The following is a 24,841-nucleotide window of genomic DNA, read 5'->3' on the forward strand; positions in this document are numbered from 1 at the left end:
CAACAGGTCTTTAATCATGGGCGGCAGTTTATAGGCATTCGCTTAGGGTTTGGCAGAATTGCTCGACCAGCGCGCTCGGCCCTTGCGCGCAGGCCAGGGCCACGGTGCTGAGGCTGTCCGGCTCGGCCAGAGGTAAAAAACGCAGGTTGGCAGGTGCAATGTCCTGCATGGATTTTGGTAACAAGGCAATACCGAAACCGGCCTGGATCAACTGCAACTGTGTGGTCTTGCGCGACATCACCCGGGCCGCCTTGGGGAAAAAACCGGCGCGCATGCACAGCTCGGCGGACAGATAACTCAAACCGCCGCGCTGAGGATGGGGGATCGAAATAAACGCCTCATCCCGCAACTGCGCCAGCTCTATGGGCGCATCACGGCCAGCCAGCGCATGGTTCGGCGGCACCGCCAGCATCAAGGGTTCGCTGTATAAAGGCTGTACGCGCACGCCTTCGCGCTGGCGCAACACCGGCAAGCGCAGCAGGCCGATGTCCAGGCGGCCGTCGGCGATCTCTTCCAGCTGCGCTTCGGAGGACATCTTGGCGATATCCACCGACACCCCAGGGCAGCGCTCCAGCCAGGCACTGATGCCGCGCAGCAGCACGCCGCTCATCGGCACGGTGCTCGAATGGCTCAGACGCAGGGTGCCGACCTGGCCGCTGCCGATCTGGGTCGCCACTTCACTGGCCTTATGCAGTTCGCTCAGCAGGTTGCGCGCCCGAGGGTAAAACGCTTCGCCCGCCGCGGTCAGCTTCGGTTGACGCGCCGTGCGTTCGAACAGCGGCGTTTGCAGTTGGTGCTCAAGCGCCTTGATTTGCCGGCTCAAGGCCGATTGCGCGACGAACAGGCGCTCGGCCGCGGCACTGAAACTGCCGCTGTCGGCGATTTCAACGAAGTAGCGCAATTGACGGGTGGAGATCACACGTTATGCCTTTTTAAGATGGCTTGAAGGATTTGAAGATATTAGTCGCAACGCTCGTCGATGGCTAAAGTGAACGCCATCTCTTGCAAGGAATCACCCATGGGCCCGGTTGAGCTGATGAGTCAGTGGTCGTTTAGCGGTTTGGAATGGCTCGTGATCGGCGTGGGCGTGGCCGTTGCCTATATCGTGTTCGGCATCGCCGGCTTTGGCACGGCGCTGGTGGCCGGGCCGGTGTTGATTTTGTTTATGCCGCTGTCGAAGATCATCCCGCTGCTGGTGCTGTTGGATTTTGTCGCGGCATTTGGCGGTTTGCTGCAAACCCGACGAGACGTGAGCAAGCCCGAGTTATTGCGCCTGCTGCCGTGCATGGCCGTCGGTTGTACCTTGGGCGTGGTGTTTTTGCTCAATCTGCATTCCGACCTATTGCTGCTGTTGATGGGGTTGTTTATCAGTGCCTACGCCCTTTATAGCCTGGCGATAAAGGCCCGCCCGACGCAGTTGGCTGCGGGTTGGTCGATCCCGATGGGGACGATCGGCGGGCTTTTTGGTGCGCTGTTCGGCAGCGGCGGTTTTTTGTATGCGATCTATCTGAACAGTCGTCTGCCCAAGGACGCGGCGCGCGCCACTCAAAGTGCGTTGATCAGTTGCAGCACTGTGGTGCGCTTGAGTCTGTTCCTGATCGCCGGCGTGTATGCGGACTTACCGCTGTTGCTGCTCGCTGTGTGCTTGTTGCCGGCGATGGCTGTGGGGTTGTGGGCAGGGCGCAGGTTGACGATGCGCCTGTCGCGGGAGGCATTCGTGCGCTTGGTGACTTGGCTGGTGCTGGCCAGCGGCATTGCGTTGATTGGACGGTATTTGAATACTTGACCTGATTTCTTCAGGGATTAAGCTGCCGTCCTCCCAGGCGTCAGAAGCCACACCGCAGGACTCCCATGAATTCCCAAAGCATCCTTGTTCCGAAAATCTCCACTTTGCCCGTGCACGAACCCCGCGCTCGGGCAATCGTGCGCTGGCTGGTGCGCAAGAATATCGTCAAGGAAGAACTGACCACCTGCGGCCGCACCGGCAACCGCATGGGCTATGCCCTGGCCGACGGCGCCCGCGCCGTGGTGTTGTATCCCGAAGCGCTACCGTTCAACGAGCCGGTCAATGGGCTGGAAATTATCTATAAACGCTGTATCTACACGCCCGCCAAAGGCTTTCTTGGCGAGGCCGGCTGCCCGGAGTGTCGGCGGGAAGTGGGGGAGGCGTTGTTCGAAAGCCTGGAAGACTGGATGCCCGGCCACACCGACAACTTCACCTGCCCACTGTGCGGGCATGAAGATGACATCAACGGCTTTCTGTTCTTGCAGGAGTGCGGGTTTTCCAACCTGGGATTTATCTTCAACAACTGGGCCGAAGCGGGCTTCAAGCAGAGCTTTATCGACGAATTTGCCGATTGGCTGGACCAGAAGATCAGTTGGGTCAAGGTCGAACTTTAATCCATCTATCAGTATTACCAAGTTTGTCAGAGTTTTACATTGAGCCAGGCAGGGTGCATGTATATAATGGCGCGCTTCCATTTTCCCGCTCGGGAGCCCCCGCGATGCTGCGTATCAGCCAAGAAGCTCTGACATTCGACGACATTCTCCTAGTGCCTGGTTATTCCGAGGTGCTTCCTAACGAAGTCAGTCTCAAGACCCGCCTAACCCGTGGCATCGAGCTGAATATTCCCCTGGTTTCCGCTGCCATGGACACCGTCACCGAAGCCCGTCTGGCCATTGCCATGGCTCAGGAAGGCGGCATCGGCATTATTCACAAGAACATGACCATCGAGCAGCAAGCTGCCGAAGTGCGCAAGGTCAAGCGTTACGAAGCCGGTGTGGTGAAGGATCCGATCACCATCGAAGCCGACGCTACCGTGCGTGACCTGTTCGACCTGACCCGCCTGCACAACATCTCCGGCGTTCCGGTACTGCACGATGGCGACCTGGTCGGCATCGTTACCTCCCGTGACGTGCGTTTCGAGAACCGTCTTGAAGTCACCGTCCGCGAAGTGATGACGCCTAAAGAGCGTCTGGTCACGGTCAAGGAAGGCGCCGACAAGAACGACGTGCGCGAATTGCTGCACAAGCACCGCATCGAGCGCGTGCTGATCGTCGACGACAAATTCGCCCTCAAGGGCATGATGACCGTCAACGACATCGAAAAAGCCAAGGCTTACCCGCTGGCCAGCAAGGATGACCAAGGTCGTCTGCGCGTCGGCGCCGCCGTCGGCACCGGTAAAGACACGGGTGACCGCGTTGCGGCCCTGGTCGCTGCCGGTGTGGACGTGGTGGTGGTCGACACCGCCCACGGTCACTCCAAAGGCGTGATCGACCGCGTACGTTGGGTCAAACAGAATTTCCCTGAAGTGCAAGTGATCGGCGGCAACATCGCCACCGGCGCTGCCGCCAAGGCTCTGGCCGAAGCGGGCGCGGATGCGGTCAAGGTCGGTATCGGCCCTGGCTCGATCTGCACCACCCGGATCGTCGCTGGTGTGGGCGTGCCGCAAATCAGCGCCATCGCCAACGTCGCCGCTGCCCTTGAAGGCACTGGCGTACCGTTGATCGCCGACGGCGGCATCCGTTTCTCCGGTGACCTGTCCAAGGCCATCGTCGCCGGTGCCTCCTGCGTGATGATGGGCTCGATGTTCGCCGGTACCGAAGAGGCGCCGGGCGAAATCGAACTGTTCCAGGGCCGTTCGTACAAGGCTTACCGCGGCATGGGTTCGTTGGGCGCCATGTCCCAGGCGCAAGGTTCTTCCGACCGTTACTTCCAGGACTCCTCGGCTGGCGCTGAGAAGCTCGTTCCGGAAGGTATCGAAGGCCGTGTGCCGTACAAGGGCACCCTGAGCGCCATCATCCATCAACTGATGGGTGGCCTGCGTTCCTCGATGGGCTACACCGGCAGCGCCAACATCGACGAAATGCGCACCAAGCCAGAGTTCGTACGGATCACCGGCGCCGGCATGGCTGAATCCCATGTCCACGACGTGCAGATCACCAAGGAAGCGCCAAACTACCGCGTAGGTTGAAGCTTCCAGCAAAATGTTAAGTAACCGGGGCTGTTCTTCAGCCCCGAGTTGTTTCTGATTCATTAGACGAGACTGACTTCATGGCCCTCGACATTCACGCCCACCGCATCCTGATCCTCGACTTCGGTTCCCAGTACACCCAACTGATCGCCCGCCGCGTGCGTGAAATCGGCGTGTATTGCGAACTGCATCCGTTCGACATGGACGACGAAGCGATCCGCGAATTCGCCCCTAAAGGCGTCATCCTCGCCGGCGGCCCCGAGTCCGTGCACGAAGCCAACAGCCCGCGCTGCCCACAAGCCGTGTTCGACCTGGGCGTGCCGGTCTTCGGTATTTGCTACGGCATGCAGACCATGGCTGAGCAACTGGGCGGCAAGGTCGAAGGTTCCGAGTTGCGTGAGTTCGGTTACGCCCGTGTGGACGTGGTCGGCAAGAGCCGCCTGCTGGACGGCATCGAAGATCACGTCGACGCCGACGGCCTGTTCGGCCTCGACGTATGGATGAGCCATGGTGACAAGGTCACCAAGATGCCGGAAGACTTCCACATCCTGGCCAGCACCCCGAGCTGCCCGATCGCCGGCATGTTCAGCGACGAGCGTCGCTACTACGGCGTGCAGTTCCACCCGGAAGTGACCCACACCAAGCAAGGCGGGCGCATTCTGTCGCGCTTCATCCTCGATATCTGCGAGTGTGAAGCCCTGTGGACCCCGTCGAAAATCGCTGAAGACGCCATCGCCCAAGTACGCGCCCAGGTCGGTACCGACAACGTGCTGCTTGGTCTGTCGGGCGGCGTTGACTCCTCCGTGGTTGCTGCGCTGCTGCACAAGGCCATCGGCGACCAACTGACCTGCGTGTTCGTCGACAACGGCCTGCTGCGCCTGCACGAAGGCGAGCAAGTGATGGCCATGTTCGCCGAGAACATGGGCGTCAAAGTGATCCGCGCCAACGCCGAAGAGCAGTTCCTGAATAACCTGGCCGGCGAGTCCGACCCGGAGAAGAAGCGCAAGATCATCGGTCGCACCTTCATCGACGTGTTCGATGCCCAGTCCAGCAAACTGGACAACATCAAGTACCTCGCCCAGGGCACCATTTACCCCGACGTGATCGAGTCGGCCGGCGCCAAGAGCGGCAAGGCCCACGTGATCAAGTCCCACCACAACGTGGGTGGCCTGCCTGAGGAAATGAACCTCAAGCTGGTCGAACCGCTGCGCGAACTGTTCAAGGACGAAGTCCGTCGCCTGGGCCTGGAACTGGGCCTGCCGTACGACATGGTCTACCGTCACCCCTTCCCAGGCCCTGGCCTGGGTGTGCGCATCCTTGGTGAAGTGAAGAAGGAATACGCCGACCTGCTGCGTCGCGCCGACCATATCTTCATCGAAGAACTGCGCAAGGCCGACTGGTACCACAAAGTCAGCCAGGCGTTCGTGGTGTTCCAGCCGGTCAAGTCGGTTGGCGTTGTCGGCGATGGCCGTCGTTACGCCTGGGTCGTGGCCCTGCGTGCAGTGGAAACCATCGACTTCATGACCGCCCGCTGGGCACACCTGCCGTACGAACTGCTGGAAACCGTCAGCGGCCGTATCATCAATGAGATCGAAGGCATCTCGCGCGTGACGTATGACGTGTCGAGCAAGCCGCCGGCGACGATTGAGTGGGAATGATTGGACGTCCGGCATTGCCGGGCACCAACTAGCAATAAATGCCCTGAAGCCCGCTTAATTGCGGGCTTTTGGCTTTTTGGGTCTGGCAAGCTCGGGCAGCTTTGTGCATCGCCAAGCACCGTGTTTATGTGGCATGGTACGGGGCATTGACTGAGCCAAATGCCATGCTTGGTACTCGATACCATGTCTCCTTAGGAGGGAAGGACATGGTATCAAATATCATGATTGGCCCGGTTTCATTGGGTTTTATCGTGATGCATGAGTGCTTTTCTTAGCATGGTATTTTTTACAAGGAATCCGTGACTGCCATGCTGACTGATACCAAGCTGCGTAACCTCAAACCGAAAGAAAAACTCTACAAGGTGAACGACCGCGACGGGCTGTACGTGGCCGTCACCGCTGCTGGTTCTATCTCATTTCGCTACAACTACTCTATCAACGGCCGTCAGGAGACCATCACGTTTGGTCGCTATGGCGTGGGTGGCATCACACTTGCGGAAGCCAGAGAGCGCTTGGGTGAGGCTAAAAGGATGGTTTCTGCGGGAAAGTCACCTGCCAAAGAGAAAGCCCGTGCCAAGGCACGCACCAAAGGGGCAGAGACGTTTGATGCGTGGGCTGAGAAATGGCTGCGTGGATATCAGATGGCTGACTCGACCCGTGACATGCGCCGTTCTGTTTACGAGCGCGAGCTCAAGCCTCAATTCGGCAATCAGAAACTGGTGGAAATCAATCATGAGGACCTGCGAACGCTGACTGATGCAATCGTAGAGCGTGGAGCTCCAGCCACGGCCGTGCACTCCCGCGAGATTGTGATGCAGGTATTCCGATGGGCGATTGAGCGTGGCCAGAAGGTAGAGAACCCGGCTGATCTAGTACGTCCTGCAAGCATCGCTAAATTCGAGCCACGTGACCGCGCTTTAGGGCCTGACGAAATCGCGTTGATGTATCAGTACCTGGACCGCATCGGCACCGCGTCCTCGGTAAGGGCGGCCGCTAAGCTGCTGTTGCTAACCATGGTGCGCAAAAGTGAGCTGACTAATGCCACCTGGAACGAGATCAGTTTCAGCGAAGCCTTGTGGACTATTCCGAAAGAGCGGATGAAACGCCGTAACCCCCATTTGGTGTTCTTATCTCAGCAGGCGTTGGATTTTCTCATTGCTCTGAAGACGTTTGCCGGTGGTTCGGATTACGTTTTTCCCTCTCGGTACGATTCCGATTTGCCAATGAGCACCGCGACGATCAATCAGGTGCTGACGCTGACCTATCGGCTCGCGGAGAAAGAGGGGAAGCCGTTGAGCAAGTTCGGACCGCATGATTTGAGGCGGACAGCGAGCACGCTGCTGCATGAAGCGGGTTATAACTCAGACTGGATTGAGAAGTGCCTTGCGCACGAGCAGAAGGGCGTACGGGCCGTCTATAACAAGGCTGAATACCGCGATCAGCGTCGGGCGATGTTGCAGGATTGGGCGGATATGATTGACGAGTGGACCCTTCACCGGCCACGTCGAAGCAATCGTGGCCAAGAATAAAGTTAGAAATTCAATCTGCCAGCTTTCGAGTTCGCCGTCTGATGGCTGCAGAGATTGCTTGGCGCGATACGCCAAGCTCCCGGGCGATTTCAGATTGGTTCGTAATGCCTCGGTTTAACAAATCATCCAGCGAGCTTGTTGGCGATTTGAGTGCTTGGAGTTGGACGTAGGCCTTTTTCCTGACATCTGCCCATGTTTCTATATCCCACCTGCGGAGCACGGCAGCTCCTTGTGCCCATATTTGGGCAATCAGTTCCTCATACTCAAGCGCAAACCTACGGTCGCGCTGATAGGCGCGGCGAGCTTCATCGCTACGCCGCGGATTATGAGCTTCACAGTAGAGTTTGCTTGGTCTGGCTGCGCCTTCAGGCTGGCCCGGCAGGGTCGCAGGTCTCAGTAATTCGCCGTCTTCCGCCCAGGTAGAAACGAGCATTCGACGCTCCACATGCTCGCGGAATGCAGCTACCGAAAAGTCTCCGCGCAATTCCTGCATATCGCAGTATCTCAACAGCATCCGGGAGGGCCCATATTTGCCAAACTCCCCCCTCAATGCCTGTTCGTAACGAGCAACCAAGATATTGGCTTTTTTCTGAGCCCTTGTACGAACAGTTTCTGTTAAGGGCACCACTTTGACATTTTCGCGCTTTAAGCGTTTGAAGACCTTTGGCGCCGCCATGCTGATCGCATATTCGGTGGACCGCCAGCATAGCTCGCAGAAGCACCAGTCGTAGTGGTTACTCAATTTCGACCGGATGCGATCAGACGATGTATCGCTCTCCCTAACCAGCAGTTGCAGAAGCGGGTCGTAGGTGCTCGACGGTTTTAAGTTTTTTCCCATCCTTAGATGATAGCTCCGATTGACAACCATATTCTAACTTTTTTGCGCCCTAGTTCTGGCCCTCGAAGGCATTGTCAAGCATCTGACAACTTCGAAGGAAAGCGACCCCGTGGAGACCAAACCAAAGAGCAAAACACTCATCAACCGTAAGAAATTGCATGCGATGATCCCGCTGGCTGAGCGCACAATTTACAACATGGAACAAAGGGGTGATTTCCCACGCCGTATCGCTTTGACCAGCCGGAATGTTGCTTGGGATCTGGCTGAAGTCGAAGAATGGATTGATGCGTGCAAAGCTTCTGGCCCGGCTCCCAGACCTGGAATTGGAGCCTGAGCAGTGCGGACCGGGCCCGATCCAGGGCCCATTTCGCAGCAGCATAGTAGGACTACGCATGCTCAACATCAACGCTCACAGCTTGCGCTGTTCAGTTCACAGGACGAGGCGCAGACGTACCACGACAGTACCCGGAGCGGCTTTTTTTCCCTCCTTGTTGATGTGTGTGGCGACAAGCGCCAGTCGTCTCACTTGTTGGCAGATATGCCAACCGTTCTCGGTCTGGTAGACAAAACCCGTGACACATGGATGTCACAGGCCGAATTCATCCGCCCCAACCGGCGCGTCGTGAATCTATCGCGCTTGGGATTGCTGTTCGCCGATCTCGACACCTATCGCGTTCCTGCGCTCGCTGGTTTCTCGCCCGACGCCCTGGCCAGCTATGTGATGTACTTCTGCGCAGAGGAAGGCATACCCGCCCCGTCCATGCTGATTTACAGCGGCCGCGGAATCCAAGCCAAGTGGCTTTTGGAGGGCACGATTCCGCGTCAGGCATTGCCGCGCTGGAACGCCTGCCAGCGCTACCTTGTTGAGCGCTTGGCGCACGTTGGGGCCGATCGTATGGCGAAGGATGCAAGCCGCGTGCTGCGTACCGTTGAAACCGTCAACAGCAAGAGCGGCGAAGTGTGCCGCGTGGTGCATGTTCAGAGCGGCATCGACGGCCAGCCGGTGCGTTACAACTTCGAGTATCTGGCCGAGTCGCTGCTGCCTACTGCGCGTTGGACAATCGAACAGCAGCGGCAAGCGCAGGCCGAACGTATCCAGCGCAAGCCCTTCAAGCTTGTATCGGTACTCGGCGGCAAGACGAACAACCTACGGGGATTCTCCGGCCGGCAGCTCGCGTGGGATCGACTGGAGGACTTGCGCAAGCTGGCCGACTTGCGCGGTGGTGTCAGCGAAGGCTGCCGAATGCAGCACCTGTTCTGGCGGCTAAATTTCCTGTTGCTTTCGGGCGCAACCAACAGCAAACAGATGTACCACGAAGCATCCGCGCTGGCCCGTGAGCTAGACCCGCAATGGAATAGCCGCTCCAGAGAGCTGATGACGTTGTTCAGCAAAGCCAAGGCGTTCGAGGCAGGCGAGAAAGTTAGCTTTGAGGGCAGGGACTATGCCCCGCTGTACACGCCCAGGAACGACACGCTGATCAATTTGTTCAGAATCACGCCAGACGAGCAGCGGCAGCTTAGGACTGTAATTAGCCCGCGCGAGGCCGCAGAACGCCACAGGAAGCGCGAGGAAGGCCGTAGGCGTGCCGCCGGGGCTGTAGATAGGGAAATATACCTAGAAGTGACCGCCGACCGTCGAGCTGAGGCCCAAACACTTCGAGCTCAGGGATTGAGCATCCGTGCTATCGCGGCCCGCATTGGCGTCAGCAAGACAGCCGCAGGGCGTTATGTAAATGATGCCGTCGAGCGCTCCACTGCCGTGCATATTACTAATTGCGGAGTGCCTTTGGCGGAGGCCCAGTCGCGTCGATCCGACGGCGTTTGAGGTGTATTCGTGGCGAGCTTAAAGGTGTCCCTGGTCCGTGCGTATTACTAATGGCGAAGCCTCCGCGCTTTGGCGTAGTCCGTTTCTGCTGATCCACGAGTGCCCTGAAGTCTGGAAGAACTGTGCGCTAAGCTAGCTGAGCTTTATTGCACATACACTCAGCGTGGTGCCTGTTGATGGTTAGACTTGCGGTAGTAAGGACTATTAGAGGCGAGCAGATGGGCAGAATAATCGGTTACGCAGTGGAAAGTGATTTAGAGGGAGGTTTTCTCGTGCATGCGTCGCCGAGCGTTTGGGTCACATGCTTGGAAAGTGCCGTGCGTTACGAGACCGCTGCCCTGGCATGGGCTTCGGCGAAACGGCGTGGTAGTTCGCTCGCTTCTGCTATAGCAGTCATCGAGCACGACGATGGGTCATTGTCGTGGGAGCCGATCCCTGATCCTTCAAAGGCCTCAGGCGGCGATTGGCTCGTATGGTTTGAGCTTAAGCCAGGAGCGAGACGCCTTTACGTCGTCAAGACCGGCGAGCGCATAGCAGCTTCGAATGACCTAGGCGATGCCAAAGGTTATAAAACCATGGAGGCTGCCAAAGAAGTAGCCGAGAAATTGTCTTTAGGCGGCAGCCCTTCAGGGGTTCAGCAGATCACGGCCGATATCGTCCCGATAAGGTAAAGCGGTATTGCGTGGCGGGCTACATTTGATCAGCTGTAGTTGCTTCCCGCCCATGTGGCATCTGGCTGATAGGTGTTCAAAGTCCGTGCGTATTACAGCACGTTAAGGGGATGGCCGATGATAGCGCAGGTCTATGCGGAATCTGATGATAAGGCCCGGCAAGGCAAGTGACGGATGGGAAAAATCAGGGGCGTGCTAAGCGGTGCTGCCACAGCAATACAAACCCCGCACTGTGGCGGGGCTCGTAATACTCCGGGCTGGCGATCAGCGAATTTTAGCCTTCTCGTTTTTGTGTAGGCTGTTCGGCGCGCATCGCCACCAGAATCTGCTTTGTCAGAGCTGCGTTACTTTTGCTTCCCAGCAGAGGTAGGCGATTCATGCTATGTGCTCCCGCAATCATGCGGTATGAAGCTGATAGGGCCAGCGGGCTTACCCTGAGCTGGAGCGCTGTGTACTGGCGATCCAGCTTATCGAGCTGCGGTCCGTAGCCCTTGCTGCGTAGCCATCTGCCAAGCGCCCACAGGCCAATGCCGAGCGTAAAGACCAATGCTGCGAATCCAGCGAATATCAGAATGTCTGTCATGGTTATTTCTCCAGAGGGTCGTTGTTCGATGCCGTACCGGCCACGTTGAGCGAAGCGAGGCGTCCGTGATCCGTGCTGGTGTCAGAGACGGGACGGATGACATTAGATTCCGTGCCGTCGGGGCCGGGGGGCGTTTCAGTTTCCTTTTTCTGAGCGACCGGGCTGTCATTGGCAACAGGAAAAAGAGATGAGGCGTGGGCATTCTCCATACCTGGCACGGCCAGTGACGCCATAACGCCGAGCACCTTTGCAGTTCCACCAGCAGCTTGGGAAATTTCATCGCCAGTCCGGACTGCTTCCCCTTTTGGTGCCGGTTGCTGTGGGTCTTTGTTTTCGGCTGCTTGTATGGCCTTACCGCTTTGTTTAGCTGCATGCTGGGAGAATTTGCCGCTTTCCGCAGCTGGTCTAGACGAAGTTGCGTCAGCCGGGCTGCCTCCAGTCTTTGACGCCGCTGGTATCGGGCCCTTGGTAGCGCCTCCGCCAGTGCTGGCACCCACTCCAGAAGACGCTCCGCCACTTATTGACGTTGACGCTCCACCGCCCGCTGAGCTTGCGGCATTGGCAAAACTAGAGTTGATCGCGCCCGCCAGCCCACTGCCAGCGGTAACACCTGCACTACTACTGGCTGCACCCAGTGCGCTGGCTGCAACTGGTGCTGCGGCACCCGCGGTGGCGACGGTGGCGATTGCGGCGGCAGCGCCCGCCGCTCCGGCCGTTGCCATTCCTCCAATGGCCGAACCTCCACCCATCGACGAACCACTAATCATGCCGCCTATAAGGTCTGGAATTGTCTTGGTCAGGTAGGCGCAAATTAAAGCCAGACCCGCCATAGTCATCACGGAGGCTTCATTGTTCTGGTACGCAGCTGACCACTCACGGCTTGCTTGTAAAATCAGGCCGATAATCAGGGTCAATACGAACAACTTAGCGCCGACTGCAAGGGCGAAACGGATGGGGGCAATCGCATATTCCCGTGTCCACTGGGAACCACCAAAGCCGAAGAACAATACAGATGCATTAATGATTACGTAGGACTCAACGAGCGTCACGAACATGAAGGCTGCAATGAATGCAAAACAGATCAGCACTAAAAATGCCGCGAGGCTGATGGCGAGCGCTTGCCCTGGAGAAAAAAACGAAATGCTTGCCAGGATTGCGCGTGAAAATTCCACTGCCATTGCAAACACGTCTCCGGGCTGCAATGCCCGTTCAAGGCCGCTCGCGGCAGCTCCCGCGTCACGAAAGCTATCGACAATGGCGGTAGCCCATTCCACAGCATATTTCATCATTGCCAAAAAGAAGCCAGTCACCAAAATGAAGCGTACCAGTTCGCCTGCAATCTCACCTATATCAGCTTGTTTCAAAACTAATGGCATAAATGTCCAGACAAGCTGAATAGTTGCCAGGAGCCAGAATAGGTTAATCGCATAGCCGTACAGTCGTTGTGACCACTGACCTGACTGGTTGAGTATTAAGTCTAGGAGGCCATCAACTGACGTATCCGGTTGTGCAAGATTTGTATCAGCTAGCGCATTACCAGCAATGAAGATGCCTATGAACGCGAGAAACCACAAGAGACGACGATCCATAACTAATATCCCTTTGATCCACCACGGAGGGTAGGATGGTTTTTGAAGGCTGAGTCTGCATTTTTTTGATCACTGCTTGCTGTGCATTCAGCTCTGCTCCAAATCATGATTGTAGTAGCTGATGCGGCAACAGCTGACCCAGCACACATCAGAACTAAAAGCCATTTCGATATGCCCATTATTAGTACCCCTTTGAGCCGCCGCGAATAGTAGGTTCGTCTTTGAATTTTTGTTCGGTTGCTTCATGGATGTCGCTACGGTCGCCCTGTTGCGCCATATAGTTGCCTTGCATATTTATCTGCGTCGCTAAGAGGTCGCGCAGTTTTTGGAGTTGCTGAACATTTTGTGAGGCTATTTCATTGCCTGCTTGGATCGCTTGCATACGACCGACTGCCGACTGTGAGCGGGCGACCATGCTAGCCAACTTGGTATCTTCAGATTCAAGGCTGCTCGTATTTAGATTTGCTGCCTCAAGCGCTGATCTCACGTTGTCACGACCTTGCTCTGACCAGTTCTGATAATGCTCCTCTGTACTGAGAGCAGTATAGTTAGCCGCGCGGTTCAGATAAGACTGAAAGCCTGGGAATTTATCGTTGAACTGCGTATCAATGTTCTGAAGTTCTCTGCCCAAGCTCTGCGAGCGATTATAGATGCTAACCACGCTTTTCAGGTCTGTTGCGATACTCCCAAACATAGAGTTGGGCAAGCTTTTGCCCTGTGTGATCATATTTTGATATTGCTGGATTTGCTTTTTTAACTGTTCGGCTGTATTGAGTGACGTATTGACCTCCTCAGCATATTGGAACATCTGCTGATAGAAGGTTGAACAGTTGGAGCAATATATCGCGTAAGCAGCGGAAGAGTAAAAAGCCATGCCGGCGAGGCTGGTCGCAGCTATTGTGATGGCCAGCATGGTACTTCGAGCAGTTTTGTAGGCAGTTGGGTAGGAGCGTTCTTTCAATCCCTGCTTCATATCGAATACCTGATTATGTCAGTTGTCGTGTAATCGATTATCTCGCGTCATGCTGGAATCTCAAATAGACGGATAATTTTCTATCCGGCTTCAGCTGAGCAGAGTTGTCCGTAAATTGTCCGCCAGTAGAACTTGGTGTGCTTGCTAGATCGTATGGGGGCGCAAGAGTGCTGATCGTTGGCGTCGATTGTCAGTTGCGGGTGGTAAGTTAATTAGTTAATGCGAATCTATGCGATAGTGCGCGACACTGTGCGAGTTAACGCGATTCAACGCGATTCAACGCGAAGGTATGCGATTTTGTTTTTTGAGCTGACGATATTGATCAGATCGCATAGAGTCGCGCAGGATTGGACGGCAAGATGTGTGTTGTACGGGTGCGGGCTTCGCCCACCCCCTCCCAACACCTTGCCTTATTCGCCATAGGCTCAACGAACAGTCTTATTCTGCATGGCATGCGATCGCTGCCGCGAAGACGTGAAAGCCACTACGGTCACCCTAGTAGGCGTGAAAATCAGCTCACCGAGCCGTGCTTGGCGCGGGGCATCAAGGATCGCCCATGCAGCTGGCATCATCATTATGCTTTCGCGTTTTTGGGGCTTGCTCCTCGTGATGAGGGAGGAGAGCTTTTCTATGGAGCCTACCCTACCCATGCTAAGCTTCTTTCCGTTGACCCGGAATGCCACCTCACCTCGCTTGGAAGGATCCTATGCACAGGCGCTACCCCGTATATGGCCTCCCCAAATGCAATCGGAGACTGATTGCCTGGTACAGCTCAAACAACACCTCGGTTGCGATGGCGCACAAACTTGGTGCGTTTGACAATGGCTATCTTAAATCTATTGTTTTTTTGCCTTGTGGTGTGGTTTAAGGATGAAAGTAGTTATATGTATTGATTACGATAATCTTAGTTCTCTTCAGAAATCCGCGGGGATTCTAGGTGTCGTGCAAAAAACGCTTATACAAGCTTCGGAGATGTTTTCGAGAAGTCTAGGGACGTGTGAGATTAGGTTGTATGGCGGCTGGTATGAGGGTGATAATTTTAGTGTGTTATCCCAGCAGCTATCTGTAAGTATTCAAGCTGAGTTTCCTGCGGTGCTGCGCGTACCAAATGATGGCGGTGGAATAACTGTTCTGAGAGCTACTGCGGAACTGGCTGTTTCGCTGCTAGAAGAACCAAGTCATCAGTTGTTCAATACTTACCGCAGGAAAGGTCGTCCAAGCAATATACGAGTTGAAACTCCTGCATCTGTCGGTTGTAGCACTTTGACCTGTCCACTACCCTTGGCAAAAAAGCTTTTGCAAAAAGGGCGCTGTCCAACGCAAGGCTGTATTACTGGCGGAGCTTCTCTCGTTTATAGGCATGAACAAAAACTCGTTGATACGATGCTTACGTGCGATTTGATGTATCTTTCTAGTCAGGCGTACGATTTTATTTTCATATTAAGCGCGGATGATGATTTTTTACCACCAATTAGGACTTTGTTGCTGAGAGGGGCTAAGATAATCCGAGTGCATCCACAAATGAGTAGTGCATTGGTGCCAATTAAAGTCGGTGCCGCGACGCTAATCGAACTAGGGATACAGTAATGCAGATCGATACGTTCAAGTCTATCGTGGCAACTTTCGCCGATCCTGGGTCTGAGACTATTTATGATAGTCAGCGAATGATGTTTTCAATGAATGGGGATGTCGTTGAGGCCGTCATTTCGTCTAAATATGGTGATATTTTTATTAATGAAGGAGCTGGTGAGATATCTGCGAGCAGATGGATAGTTGAGAGGCTAGCAAAGTTGCAGTTGTTAAGCTCTCGGATTCTTGAGCAGATCCCAGATCATCCAAATTTCGTATCTCCAGCCGCAGACCTTCTACCTACCTTAGAAGCGAGCCCTGAAGGGAAAGCTTATCATATTGCAGATGCGCTCACCGAAACGCTCAAAACTTTGGACTCACATAGCCCCCTTGAAACTACAGTGCTGTATGTCACGAGTGATGCCGGGGAGGGTAAAACCTCTCTAATCAATGCTGCTGCCAGAAAGCAAGCGGCAAAGTTTTCTGAGGGCAGTTCGGATTGGTTGTTGGTTCCAATTATTTTGGGTGGGAGACACTTTTTACGCTTTGATGATATTACAGTCGGAGCATTGCAAAATAAATATAGATTTCCTTTTCTATATTACAATTCGTTCCTAGCGCTCGTCAGGATGGGAGTAATTATTCCTGCTTTTGATGGTTTTGAAGAGATGTTCGTAGAGAACAGTTCTGGAGAGGCGCTATCCGCTATGGGTATCCTAGTAGGAGCGCTGAATTCTACTGGCGCAGTGGTTGTGGCAGCACGCAAAGCTTACTTCGAGTTTGAGAATCTAAAATCACAAGAGAAACTTTACGATACTATTAGTGGCTTTTCAGTTGGCTTTTCTAAGTTGGAATTGAATAGGTGGGAGCAGTCTCAGTTTTTGCAATATTGCAGAAATCGAAAATTGCAGAATGCCCAGGAAATTTATAACAGGGTTGCTGAGCGCTTAGGTGCGGATCATTCTCTATTGACTCGGCCGGTGTTGGTTCGACGTTTAGTTGATATTGCCCAAGAGAGCGAATCGCTTGAGCAGTTCATTGAAAAAATTTATGCATCGGGTTCAGATTTTTTCTCAGTGTTTGTACGTAGTATTATTGAGCGCGAAGCTAATGAGAAGTGGATTGATAGATCTGGCGAGATGGGGGCGACATTAATCACGGTTGAGGAGCATTGCGAACTCTTATCTCTGATTGCTATTAATATGTGGGAAAGCCGGATTGAGTACTTGAAGCAGGATCATCTAGACGTTGTTGCTGAATATTTCTGCGAGTTGAAGCGAAAGTCTTCGTTGCAGTCACAGCAGGTGCGCGATCGAATTAGCGGGCATGCGCTCCTTGTTGCCTCTTCGGATGTCAATCTTGCAGTTGAATTTGATCACGACGAGTTCCGTCAGTACTTTTTGGGTGATGGTCTAGCGCGTATAGTTTTACCCCTTAATAAGGATGCTGCGTCTGAAACTCTCAGCGTATTGCGTCGAGGTATTTTGCCTGAAAATTCCCAGCTCGAATTTATTCGTGCGGTGAGAAGAGAGGCGGACGACAAGAAGCTTGAGGTCGCTCAATTTCTGTCTTCGATTAGCAAGCTTGATGGGCAAGCCTCGTACACCAAAGAGAATTGTGGGAACCTGCTCCTAAAGATTATCAGTGACATTGATTCAAGTGGCCTTGAATTAGAAGGTATGGTGTTTGGAGTCGACTCCTTGCGTGACTGCAAGATCAGTGGGGTGTTGTTCTCTAAATGTTATTTTTCACACAGCAGCTATGAAGCGACAGAGTTTGATTCTTGTGGTTTTCAGGAGTGCACATTCGGTCAGCTAAGGATTTTTCCATCGACCCAACTTCAGCGTAATACTTTTGCAATGTGCACTGTGGACTCCATTCGCCTGGAGGAAACGAGCTTGGAAATTTGGGAGCCAAATGCGATCAAGGCTTATCTAAGCAAGCATAACTCTGTTTCGGATGGTGGGGAAGGAGTGCAGCTTGTAGATGTTGAGTCGTTGACGATGGATGAAAAGCTTGTAAGTGTGGAGAAGTTATTGCGCTATTTTATGCGTAGCACCCATATAAGTGAGTCCGTCATTAAGATTAAGCTTGGTGATCGAGGTCAGGCCTTTATTGATAATACATTGCCTGACCTAGTTTCTACTAAAGTGGTCGAGGAAATTGAAAATCGAGGGGCTGGTCAACAGCGGCGCTTCAAGTTGGGGAGGCCGTTGCAAACTCTAAACTCTCATCTGTCTGGAGCGCAGGGATCATATGAGAATTTCATAGAGAGTTTTGCCAAGTAGTAGGAACATGTATTTGAGCGGTCTATGACCGTTCAGATGCGTTAGGCGCAGTTCCCGATATTTACCGCCTTATCCTATAGTATAAAATTGATCTCCTGAGAGTGGCGTCGTGGCAATATTTGATATTCATAAAGATGAATTGCTCCGGCTGTCCGATGCCCAGCTAGAAGAGTTGATTGCTCGACTCGCAGAAGCTGAGGTGGCAGCGCATGGCCATAGCCCTGCGTGGGTAAGTTGGTCGGGTTCGATCAACGCTCCTGATGAGGGCATTGATATCCACGTTCAGGTTCCTGTAGATAAGCTAAGCACAGGGTTTCTTGAACGGCCTGACACAATCCTTCAGGCAAAGAAACATGGGATGCCGAAGGCCGCGATCACAAAGGAAATGGTCGGCGCTGGAGGCTTGTCACCGACAATTGCTCAGCAAGTTAAAAAGGGGGGGAGCTATATCATCGTTAGCTTAGATGATGATTGCTCTCCCCCGATGAAGAGGGATCGTCTTGACGCGATGCGAAATGCCGTGAAGGATGAGCCCAATAGTGGTGATATTTACCTCGATTTTTACGACCGCTCAAAGCTTACCCAGTGGTTGCGACAGCACCCGTCCATCATGCTATGGACAAAGGACAAGCTGGGCCAAGGGTACTCTGGTTGGCAGCCATACGGAGCATGGAGTAATCCACCTCAAGGTACTGATGATACGTTGATCTCTGCCCCAGGAGTGATGATAACGATGCCTTCAGGTGGGGGGCAGAAGCTCAGCATAGAAGATGCCATTGAGCCGATGCGAGAGCTCATCAGGACTACGATTAAGGCGGTTCGCATCACAGGCTTATCCGGCGTCGGAAAGACCAGGATCGTGCAGGCACTCTTCGACGAAAAGGTTGGAACAGCTGCTCTAGACCGGACAGTAGCTGTCTATGTCGATACTGGTGCGAATCACAATCCTTCAGCGACAGCGATGCTAAGTAGGCTAATTGCTGATGGTCGACGTGCTGTCATGGTACTCGATAACTGCCCATCTGAATTGCACTCTTCGCTGGCTAGCAAGGTATCAGCCGCAGGCGGTGAAGTAAGCCTTATCACCGTTGAATATGACATTAGAGACGATAAGCCTCAGACCACCGAGGTAATTCACATAGAAGCGATTGGACCGGAGTTGGCCGAGCAGCTTTTGATGCGTCGCTTCCCCGGTATCGGTCAGACTAACGTCCGTCGCATAGCAGAGTTTGCTGATGGTAACGCGAGGGTATCCTTGGCGATCGCCGAGAGGGTTGAGGAAGGTGAGAGCCTCGCTCAACTATCTGACGCGCAGCTGTTTGATCGATTGTTTGAGCAGCGTAATCATCCAGATGATGATCTGCGAGAGCAAGCTGAAATACTGTCTCTAGTGTATTCGTTTTCAATCTCAAACTCTGATGTCGATAACAATGAGTTGGAAATACTGGGGTCAATCTCGGGGCACTCCCAGAACCAATTACTTCGATCTGTGAGGAAGCTGTTAGACCGTCATGTTGTACAGAAACGGGGGGGGTGGAGGGCCATTCTGCCCCACGCTATTGCGAATAAGTTGGCTGCATCAGCACTTTATAGTATTTCAGTAGATCAACTGAGAGCGACCTTTGAAGCCTCCGGCCGTCAACGCTTGCTAATGTCGTTTGCACACAGGCTAGGTCTCTTGCATGACCACTCTATAGCGATAGAAATCGTTGAGACTTGGCTCCAGCCGGATGGGCTACTGGGAGGCATAACAAAGTTGGACGATATGTCAGCACGAATGCTGGACTATGTCGCCCCGGTTGCGCCTGAAGCACTGCTTGAAAGGATCGAAGCAGAGCTTACCGCACCAGATTTCAAAGGTATGGAACCCCGTTACGATCCGAGGCGTACGACCATCCTTAATCTTTTGCAGTCATTGGCATACGAACGAAGCGCATTTGACCGCTGTGTCAGGCTCTTAATTCGTATGACGGACTACGAAGATGAGAGAAATAACTATGACTCGGTCCGAGATAAGATAACAAGGTTTTTCCAAGCCTACCTATCTGGTACACACGCCTCTTTAGATCAGCGCATTTCGATCATGAATGAATGCCTTTCATCAGGAGTGGCTGGACGCAGGTCGCTCGGTTTCAGCATGCTCTCGACTGCCCTGGATGGACCGCCGTGGACAGCGTCCGGGATGAACGAGTTTGGTGCTCGGCCCAGAGACTCTGGGTTTCAACCCAACCATGATGAACTTGTGGAGTGGCGTAGCGCGTTTATTGATGCAGCGGTGCTACTAGGCACCTCCGGCGATGCCAATCTTGAAGGCCCCGCACGGTTGACCCTAGCGAACGAGTTCCGAGGGATGTGGCATCAAGAAGCGATGAGGGACAAACTTGTCGAGGCCGCTCGCATTTTACGTGCACACAGCCCTTGGGGCGAGGGCTGGAAGGCGGTCCGCTCTACGATCTATTTCGACTACACAGAGCGCGATAACGCGGATGACTTCGAGCCGCCCCCGGACAGCCTCACCGCATTGCAGAAAGAGTTGGAGCCCCATGATTTAGTCCCCACAATAATGGTGTATGTGCTGAGTAAGGGGCACGACTATTGGGTGCTGGACTCTGATTTTATTCATGGCGACCCCAACAGATATCGTGAAGCTGAGAGGCGGCTTGAGGCCAAAGTTCTCCGATTAGGTCAGGACTTTGCGATATCTGGCAAGGAGCTCGCCGAGTTGGGTCCCAACCTATTTTCCAGCGACTGGATGCCTTATCGCGCTCCATTCGGGAGAGGGCTGGCTATGGGAGCCCATGACTTGCGAGTTGGTTGGCAGCAACTTGTCGCTCAACTGGAACGGCAGCCTGAGGCTCATAAGAACTTTGCAATCGTTGGAGGTTTCATCCAGCAGGCCGACTCTGTCGATCCAGCATTAGCACAGGAGCTACTCGACCAGTGCTTACAGCATCCTGAATTTCGACACGTATTAGTCAGCTTGCATCCCCGGCGGGAGTTCACTGAGGCCGATCTAGATCGTTGTATGGTGTGTCTGGATGATCCTGACATCGATGCGAGCATGTATGGACCAATTCTATGGAGGGACGAATTTGCTAATTTGCCCGGTAGCCGTGTCCTCAACCTCGCTCAGCGACTCCTTGGTAAACCGAACGGCGATGACGTAGTTTTAGATGCTCTAAGCATGAAGCTGCATGATAAAGAGCGAGGAGTGGATACTCTTGGTTCCGACCTCAGACTGGTCGGCTTAAGAGCCGCGATCCGGAGGCTCCAGAGAGATCACAGTGACCCCAGTGGATCTATGGATCATGATATGGAGCGCGTCGTGTGTGTCGGGCTAAGCTTCAACGGCAACGAGGCCGAAAAGCTCGAGTGGCTGGACACGATCTTCTCTGTTGTTGATGAACGTCATGGCTACATCCATGCATTCGAGAATGCCATTGGGACGACCGCTGCGTTAATGCCCGAGGTGTTTCTCAATCGCGTTTTTGAGGGCTCTGAGGAAGAACAACATGGACGACTGTTCTTTATCCGCCATGGCGGCTTGCGCCGGTCACCTCTTGCCAGAATCGATGTGGGCGTTTTGATTGAGTGGTGCCGTGCCAATAAGGACGCCCGAGTATGGGGATATATCGCGGCGGGTATCCGCATTTGGTCAAAGATTGAAGGTCAAGAGCTAATTACTATGTCGGAGTCAGCGATTGCGCTTTTGGAAGCCTCTCCTGAGCCAGAAGCAGTGCTGGACGCATTCGCCGAGCGAGTCACTCCTTCATCTTGGTCTGGCAGCCGGGCGGACCTAATGCAACCTAGAGCGGATGCTATTGGTGAGTTGGTCGAACATAAGTGCGTGGGGATTGCTGTGGCTGCTAAATCGGTTTCTGCAAAACTGGCTAAATGGATCGAGCGCGAGAAAGTGCGTGAACTGCGAAGAGATGGAGATCGCGAGCAGCGTTTTGAATGAAGGCAACGCTATCCGAGCTTCTCCAGTTCCCCTCCTTGGAGTGCTCAGAGATTTATGAATGTCAGTAATGAGGAGCTGGGCCGCGTTAGCCGACTTCCTAATTTCTGGGGGAGATCCAATTTCGCAGCTTACCCTATGACCAACCGGACACCGTCCGCCTGCTTCCAGCGCGTCGCTGTGTTTGTTACCCACTGCTGGAGGTCGTATGACTGCGGTGAAAACTGGCAAAAGAGTCGCGCTCAAAATCACTATGGTATAAGCCATGGTATGCTGTTGTTGGTATTATCCAAGCTATTGAATTTATTGAGCTATTTTCCTCAAAAGACAATAGAGTGGGAATGATTGGACGTCCGGCATTGTCCGGCACCCACTAGCAAAAAATGCCCTGGAGCCCGCGTAACTGCGGGCTTTTGGCTTTTTGGGGTTGGCAAATTCTGGCAGCTTTGTGCATCGCCAGGCAGCGTGTCTGTGTGACGTCAGCTCCGGTCGTTACGGCTTAGGCGGAATCACCCTGGCTCAAGCGTGTGAGCGTCTAGGGGAGGCGAAGAGGATGATCGCCGCGGGCAAGTTCTGTTCCCTTCTTTGCTTCGTCGAGCAGCCATTGAGCAAAAGCTTGTATTGGCTCTCTACCCAATTCGATGGGCTCAGGGAGGATGAGGCAGAAGGTTTTAGAGATGGTTTTTCCGTCCGGCCACGGGGCGATCAGGCTTCCTGACGCCAGTTCGGTCTCAACGTACAGGCGCGGTACTAGCGCAACGCCGAGGCCGGCCAATGCGGCTTCTATCAACATTCCATGGAGATCAAAGCGTGCGCCAATTGCAGGATTGGTCAGCGGGCTTCCCACCTCTTGGGAGTAGTGTTGCCAAGCGTCAGGGTTCTGTCGTCGGTGAAGGCGCGGTAATTCGTCCAATGCGGTTGTTCGATTGCGTCCTGTCAGAAGTCCAGGATGGCAAACCGGAACCAGCACTTCATGCAAAAGTTGGTGAGTTTGCATGCCCGTCCACGCCGGGTGTTCGAAATGGATGGCAGCATCGAATCCGCTGCCGGCCAGGACGAAGGGCTCCATGCGCTCGGCCAAATGCACAGTAATGTTCGGATGCTTCTGCTGGAAGCGTCCCAAGCGAGGGATGAGCCATCGCATCGCGAACGTCGGGATAGTGGCAATGTCCAGGCTTGCGCCATCGTTCGGCTGCCCCATCAAGTACTGACTGTCCCGATCCAAGCGGTCAAGTGATTCGCGAACCTGGGCCGCGTAACGCTCTCCGTTAGGAAGGAGTCGGACACGATTGCCGACCCGCTCAAACAGCGTGACCCCGAGGAAGGCTTCCAACCGGCCGATCTGGCGACTGATAGCTCCTTCAGTCAAAGACAGTTCCTCTGCCGCGCGCGCGAAACTGCCGTGGCGGGCGGCGGCTTCAAATGCTGTCAGTGCCGTGCTGCTGGGGATCTTCCTTCGCATGAGCGTTCCCGTTCTGATGATGGCGATCCAGCTTAGCTTGATCTTTCGTCACTGAAGCATACCGAATAATCGTTTTATACGCCGTGATCAAGGTCATAGCATGACTAGACATCAACACGGAGGGCCGGACCTACGAAAAGGCCGGTAGCAAGCTATCCATGATCTATACCGTCGAGTGCAGCTTTGCCGACCCAGTCAGCGAAGCACAGTGGAATGATTTCTATAGCCTGGAAAAGCTACCCGCGCTTATTTCCGTGAGTGGGTTCCATACTTCGCAACGCTTCAAAGCGATTAGCGCTGGTTGCCCTGTGTACCTGGCCATGCACTCGATCGACGGTCTGGCTGTGCTTGAAAGTGATGAGTATCGCCAGAAGGGCGGGGGCAACTTCGCACGCTGGCAGCAGTACATTACCGATTGGCACCGCAATCTTTACGGCGGCCCTGAGCGCGCGCCTGCCATCGGTGAAGGCGAGTATCTGATCGTGAGCGCAGTCGGTCCCGAGCCGCTCATCGAGATGGGGCTTACGCCTGAGCAGATGTGGGCGGTCGCACTGGAGAAATGTCCTGAAAACAGGTGGCTGGCGAAGCTGGATAGCGCCATTAGTCTTGGTGCAAATACCCTTCCAAAGAACGTACACCTCTATGCCCCGATGGCTGCGCAATTGACCAGTGGTAATGGAGCAGCGCCCCAGACGCAGGGGCAGAATCGATATGCCTAACCTGACGATCTTTATCCAGGCGCAAAAGATGCCGCCCGAAGCGAATCTGGCGGAACTCACCGAACGATGCACCCGGCTTTGCACGGACGTCCTCCAGGCTGCGCTGGACAACGTGCATGTCATCTATGTCGCTGCTCGCCAGGGGCGTGGGCATCCTGCTTACGCGCAAATCAAGTACCGCCTCGAACCGTTCAGAACGCCATCGGTCATGGACGATTTCATGGCGCGACTGGATGAGGCAATAAAACGCCATGCCGGGCTCACGGCACACATCCGTTGCTTCGGCTATCCAGCCGATACCCTCTACGCGCGGAACTGATGATTCGCAAGGAGTGCCGCAATGAACGACATGAAATTTCCGGGCCAGCAGATCGGCGACTTTTCGATTACGGCCATCAGTGATGGATACCTTTGCGCAAGTCTGGATCTTCTCTCCAACATTAATTCTACGCAGGCTTACAAGTTGCAGCAGGACGCAGGTGTGAGCGACCCATCCTCGATTCACATCAACTGTTACCTGGTGCGTGGAAGGGGCCGCACGATCCTCATCGATGCGGGGGCTGGTGGTTTCAAGCAGTGGGGCGGAAAGTTAAAGGCGAATCTCGCGCTTGCTGGGGTGCAACCCGCTGACATTGACACCATTCTTCTGACCCATGCACATCCCGACCATGTTGGTGGCCTGCTTGACTCTTCAGGGGAAGCAGCCTTTCCCGATGCAGAGTTAGTCGTCCACCAGCGCGAGGTTTCTTTTTGGAAGGATGATGGCAACCTCAGCCGAGCGAGTGAGCGGGCTCGTGGCAACTTTCTGTTTGCTCGCAAGGTGTTCGATCAGTATCGGGAGAAGACGCGCACGTTTACTGATAACGAAGTTCTGCCTGGCATCAGTGCGATGCCTCTTCTGGGGCATACCGCAGGACATTGCGGTTATCGTCTCGATTCCAATGATCGTAGTCTGCTGGTTTGGGGGGATATCGTTCATTTCCCCCAAATTCAGATTGCTCGTCCCGATGTGTCCATTGCATTCGACCAAGATCCGCTTCTTAGCGCCGAAACACGATCCAAACTATTGAGTGTTGTTAGCTCGGATAAGATTGTTATCGCGGGTATGCACCTTGGCGAACTCGGGTTTGCACGTGTCGAACGGCTAGGCAAGACCTACAAAATTTCCTACGAAACTTAGCAGCTGTTGGCGATGCCTACGATGC

Annotated in this window: 20 protein-coding genes; 14 read left to right on the top strand and 6 right to left on the bottom strand. The window is 54.2% G+C overall.

Features of this window, described 5'->3' with window-relative positions; genetic code table 11:
- Positions 1–28: 28 nt before the first annotated feature.
- Complete coding sequence (locus tag ABX75_RS18890) at positions 29–919, bottom strand: LysR family transcriptional regulator (protein ID WP_040269377.1); 891 nt, start codon at positions 917–919, stop codon at positions 29–31.
- Positions 920–1,018: 99 nt separating this feature from the next.
- Between ABX75_RS18890 and ABX75_RS18895 the strand changes: the two genes are divergently transcribed.
- From ABX75_RS18895 to ABX75_RS18915, 5 genes are all read left to right on the top strand, one after another.
- Positions 1,019–1,786, top strand: coding sequence for a sulfite exporter TauE/SafE family protein (locus ABX75_RS18895; protein ID WP_047882451.1), 768 nt, complete (start codon positions 1,019–1,021; stop codon positions 1,784–1,786).
- A 65-nt stretch (positions 1,787–1,851) separates the two neighbouring features.
- Positions 1,852–2,400, top strand: a complete 549-nt coding sequence (locus tag ABX75_RS18900; RefSeq protein WP_034100393.1) for a hypothetical protein — start codon at positions 1,852–1,854, stop codon at positions 2,398–2,400.
- 104 nt (positions 2,401–2,504) lie between these two features.
- A complete protein-coding gene (gene guaB, locus ABX75_RS18905; protein WP_034115028.1) occupies positions 2,505–3,974 on the top strand; it encodes an IMP dehydrogenase in 1,470 nt (489 codons plus the stop codon).
- 80 nt (positions 3,975–4,054) lie between these two features.
- The gene (gene guaA, locus ABX75_RS18910) at positions 4,055–5,632 is read left to right on the top strand and encodes a glutamine-hydrolyzing GMP synthase (protein WP_034100389.1); all 1,578 of its coding nucleotides are present in this window, start codon (positions 4,055–4,057) and stop codon (positions 5,630–5,632) included.
- Positions 5,633–5,940: 308 nt separating this feature from the next.
- Complete coding sequence (locus ABX75_RS18915; RefSeq protein WP_047882452.1) at positions 5,941–7,161, top strand: site-specific integrase; 1,221 nt, start codon at positions 5,941–5,943, stop codon at positions 7,159–7,161.
- A gap of 10 nt (positions 7,162–7,171) precedes the next feature.
- Here ABX75_RS18915 and ABX75_RS18920 read toward each other — a convergent pair whose 3' ends face one another.
- Complete coding sequence (locus tag ABX75_RS18920) at positions 7,172–8,029, bottom strand: hypothetical protein (RefSeq protein WP_082136173.1); 858 nt, start codon at positions 8,027–8,029, stop codon at positions 7,172–7,174.
- Positions 8,030–8,108: 79 nt separating this feature from the next.
- On the opposite strand from ABX75_RS18920, the gene ABX75_RS28600 reads away from it, so the two are divergent.
- The 3 genes from ABX75_RS28600 (at position 8,109) to ABX75_RS18930 (ending at position 10,495) form a co-directional block, all read left to right on the top strand.
- On the top strand, positions 8,109–8,333 hold the full coding sequence (locus ABX75_RS28600; protein WP_004878789.1) for an AlpA family transcriptional regulator: 225 nt from the start codon (positions 8,109–8,111) through the stop codon (positions 8,331–8,333).
- 3 nt (positions 8,334–8,336) lie between these two features.
- Positions 8,337–9,824 (top strand): replication protein, encoded by a 1,488-nt coding sequence (locus ABX75_RS18925; protein WP_256203868.1) that lies wholly within the window; start codon positions 8,337–8,339, stop codon positions 9,822–9,824.
- A gap of 317 nt (positions 9,825–10,141) precedes the next feature.
- Positions 10,142–10,495, top strand: a complete 354-nt coding sequence (locus ABX75_RS18930) for a hypothetical protein (RefSeq protein WP_144419306.1) — start codon at positions 10,142–10,144, stop codon at positions 10,493–10,495.
- Positions 10,496–10,769: 274 nt separating this feature from the next.
- Here the strand turns inward: ABX75_RS18930 and ABX75_RS18935 are convergent, their stop codons facing one another.
- From ABX75_RS18935 to trbJ, 3 genes are all read right to left on the bottom strand, one after another.
- Positions 10,770–11,078, bottom strand: a complete 309-nt coding sequence (locus ABX75_RS18935; RefSeq protein ID WP_004878799.1) for a hypothetical protein — start codon at positions 11,076–11,078, stop codon at positions 10,770–10,772.
- Positions 11,079–11,080: 2 nt separating this feature from the next.
- Positions 11,081–12,667, bottom strand: a complete 1,587-nt coding sequence (gene trbL, locus ABX75_RS18940) for a P-type conjugative transfer protein TrbL (protein ID WP_047882455.1) — start codon at positions 12,665–12,667, stop codon at positions 11,081–11,083.
- A gap of 181 nt (positions 12,668–12,848) precedes the next feature.
- The gene (gene trbJ / locus ABX75_RS18945; RefSeq protein ID WP_047882456.1) at positions 12,849–13,640 is read right to left on the bottom strand and encodes a P-type conjugative transfer protein TrbJ; all 792 of its coding nucleotides are present in this window, start codon (positions 13,638–13,640) and stop codon (positions 12,849–12,851) included.
- An 870-nt stretch (positions 13,641–14,510) separates the two neighbouring features.
- Here trbJ and ABX75_RS18955 point away from each other — a divergent pair.
- The 3 genes from ABX75_RS18955 (at position 14,511) to ABX75_RS29470 (ending at position 21,458) form a co-directional block, all read left to right on the top strand.
- Positions 14,511–15,227, top strand: coding sequence for an NYN domain-containing protein (locus ABX75_RS18955; protein WP_047882458.1), 717 nt, complete (start codon positions 14,511–14,513; stop codon positions 15,225–15,227).
- Positions 15,227–17,497 (top strand): hypothetical protein, encoded by a 2,271-nt coding sequence (locus ABX75_RS18960; RefSeq protein ID WP_047882459.1) that lies wholly within the window; start codon positions 15,227–15,229, stop codon positions 17,495–17,497. Before ABX75_RS18955 ends, ABX75_RS18960 begins: the two co-directional genes overlap by 1 nt.
- Positions 17,498–17,606: 109 nt before the next feature.
- Positions 17,607–21,458 (top strand): hypothetical protein, encoded by a 3,852-nt coding sequence (locus ABX75_RS29470; protein WP_047882460.1) that lies wholly within the window; start codon positions 17,607–17,609, stop codon positions 21,456–21,458.
- 532 nt (positions 21,459–21,990) lie between these two features.
- Here the strand turns inward: ABX75_RS29470 and ABX75_RS18970 are convergent.
- Positions 21,991–22,917, bottom strand: coding sequence for a LysR substrate-binding domain-containing protein (locus tag ABX75_RS18970; protein WP_047882461.1), 927 nt, complete (start codon positions 22,915–22,917; stop codon positions 21,991–21,993).
- A gap of 158 nt (positions 22,918–23,075) precedes the next feature.
- Here ABX75_RS18970 and ABX75_RS18975 point away from each other — a divergent pair, with 158 nt between their 5' ends.
- The 3 genes from ABX75_RS18975 to ABX75_RS18985 are packed head-to-tail and all read left to right on the top strand — an operon-like array spanning position 23,076 to position 24,816.
- Positions 23,076–23,636: a hypothetical protein gene (locus tag ABX75_RS18975; protein WP_047882462.1), complete on the top strand. Its 561-nt coding sequence runs from the start codon at positions 23,076–23,078 to the stop codon at positions 23,634–23,636.
- Positions 23,629–23,955 carry a hypothetical protein gene (locus ABX75_RS18980; protein WP_034100383.1) on the top strand — a complete coding sequence of 109 codons (327 nt, stop codon included), beginning with the start codon at positions 23,629–23,631 and terminating at the stop codon, positions 23,953–23,955. The genes ABX75_RS18975 and ABX75_RS18980 overlap by 8 nt, the downstream gene beginning before the upstream one ends.
- 21 nt (positions 23,956–23,976) lie before the next feature.
- On the top strand, positions 23,977–24,816 hold the full coding sequence (locus tag ABX75_RS18985; RefSeq protein WP_047882463.1) for an MBL fold metallo-hydrolase: 840 nt from the start codon (positions 23,977–23,979) through the stop codon (positions 24,814–24,816).
- Positions 24,817–24,841: the final 25 nt, after the last annotated feature.

Source organism: Pseudomonas sp. ARP3 (assembly GCF_001029595.1).
Taxonomy (GTDB): domain Bacteria; phylum Pseudomonadota; class Gammaproteobacteria; order Pseudomonadales; family Pseudomonadaceae; genus Aquipseudomonas; species Aquipseudomonas rhodesiae.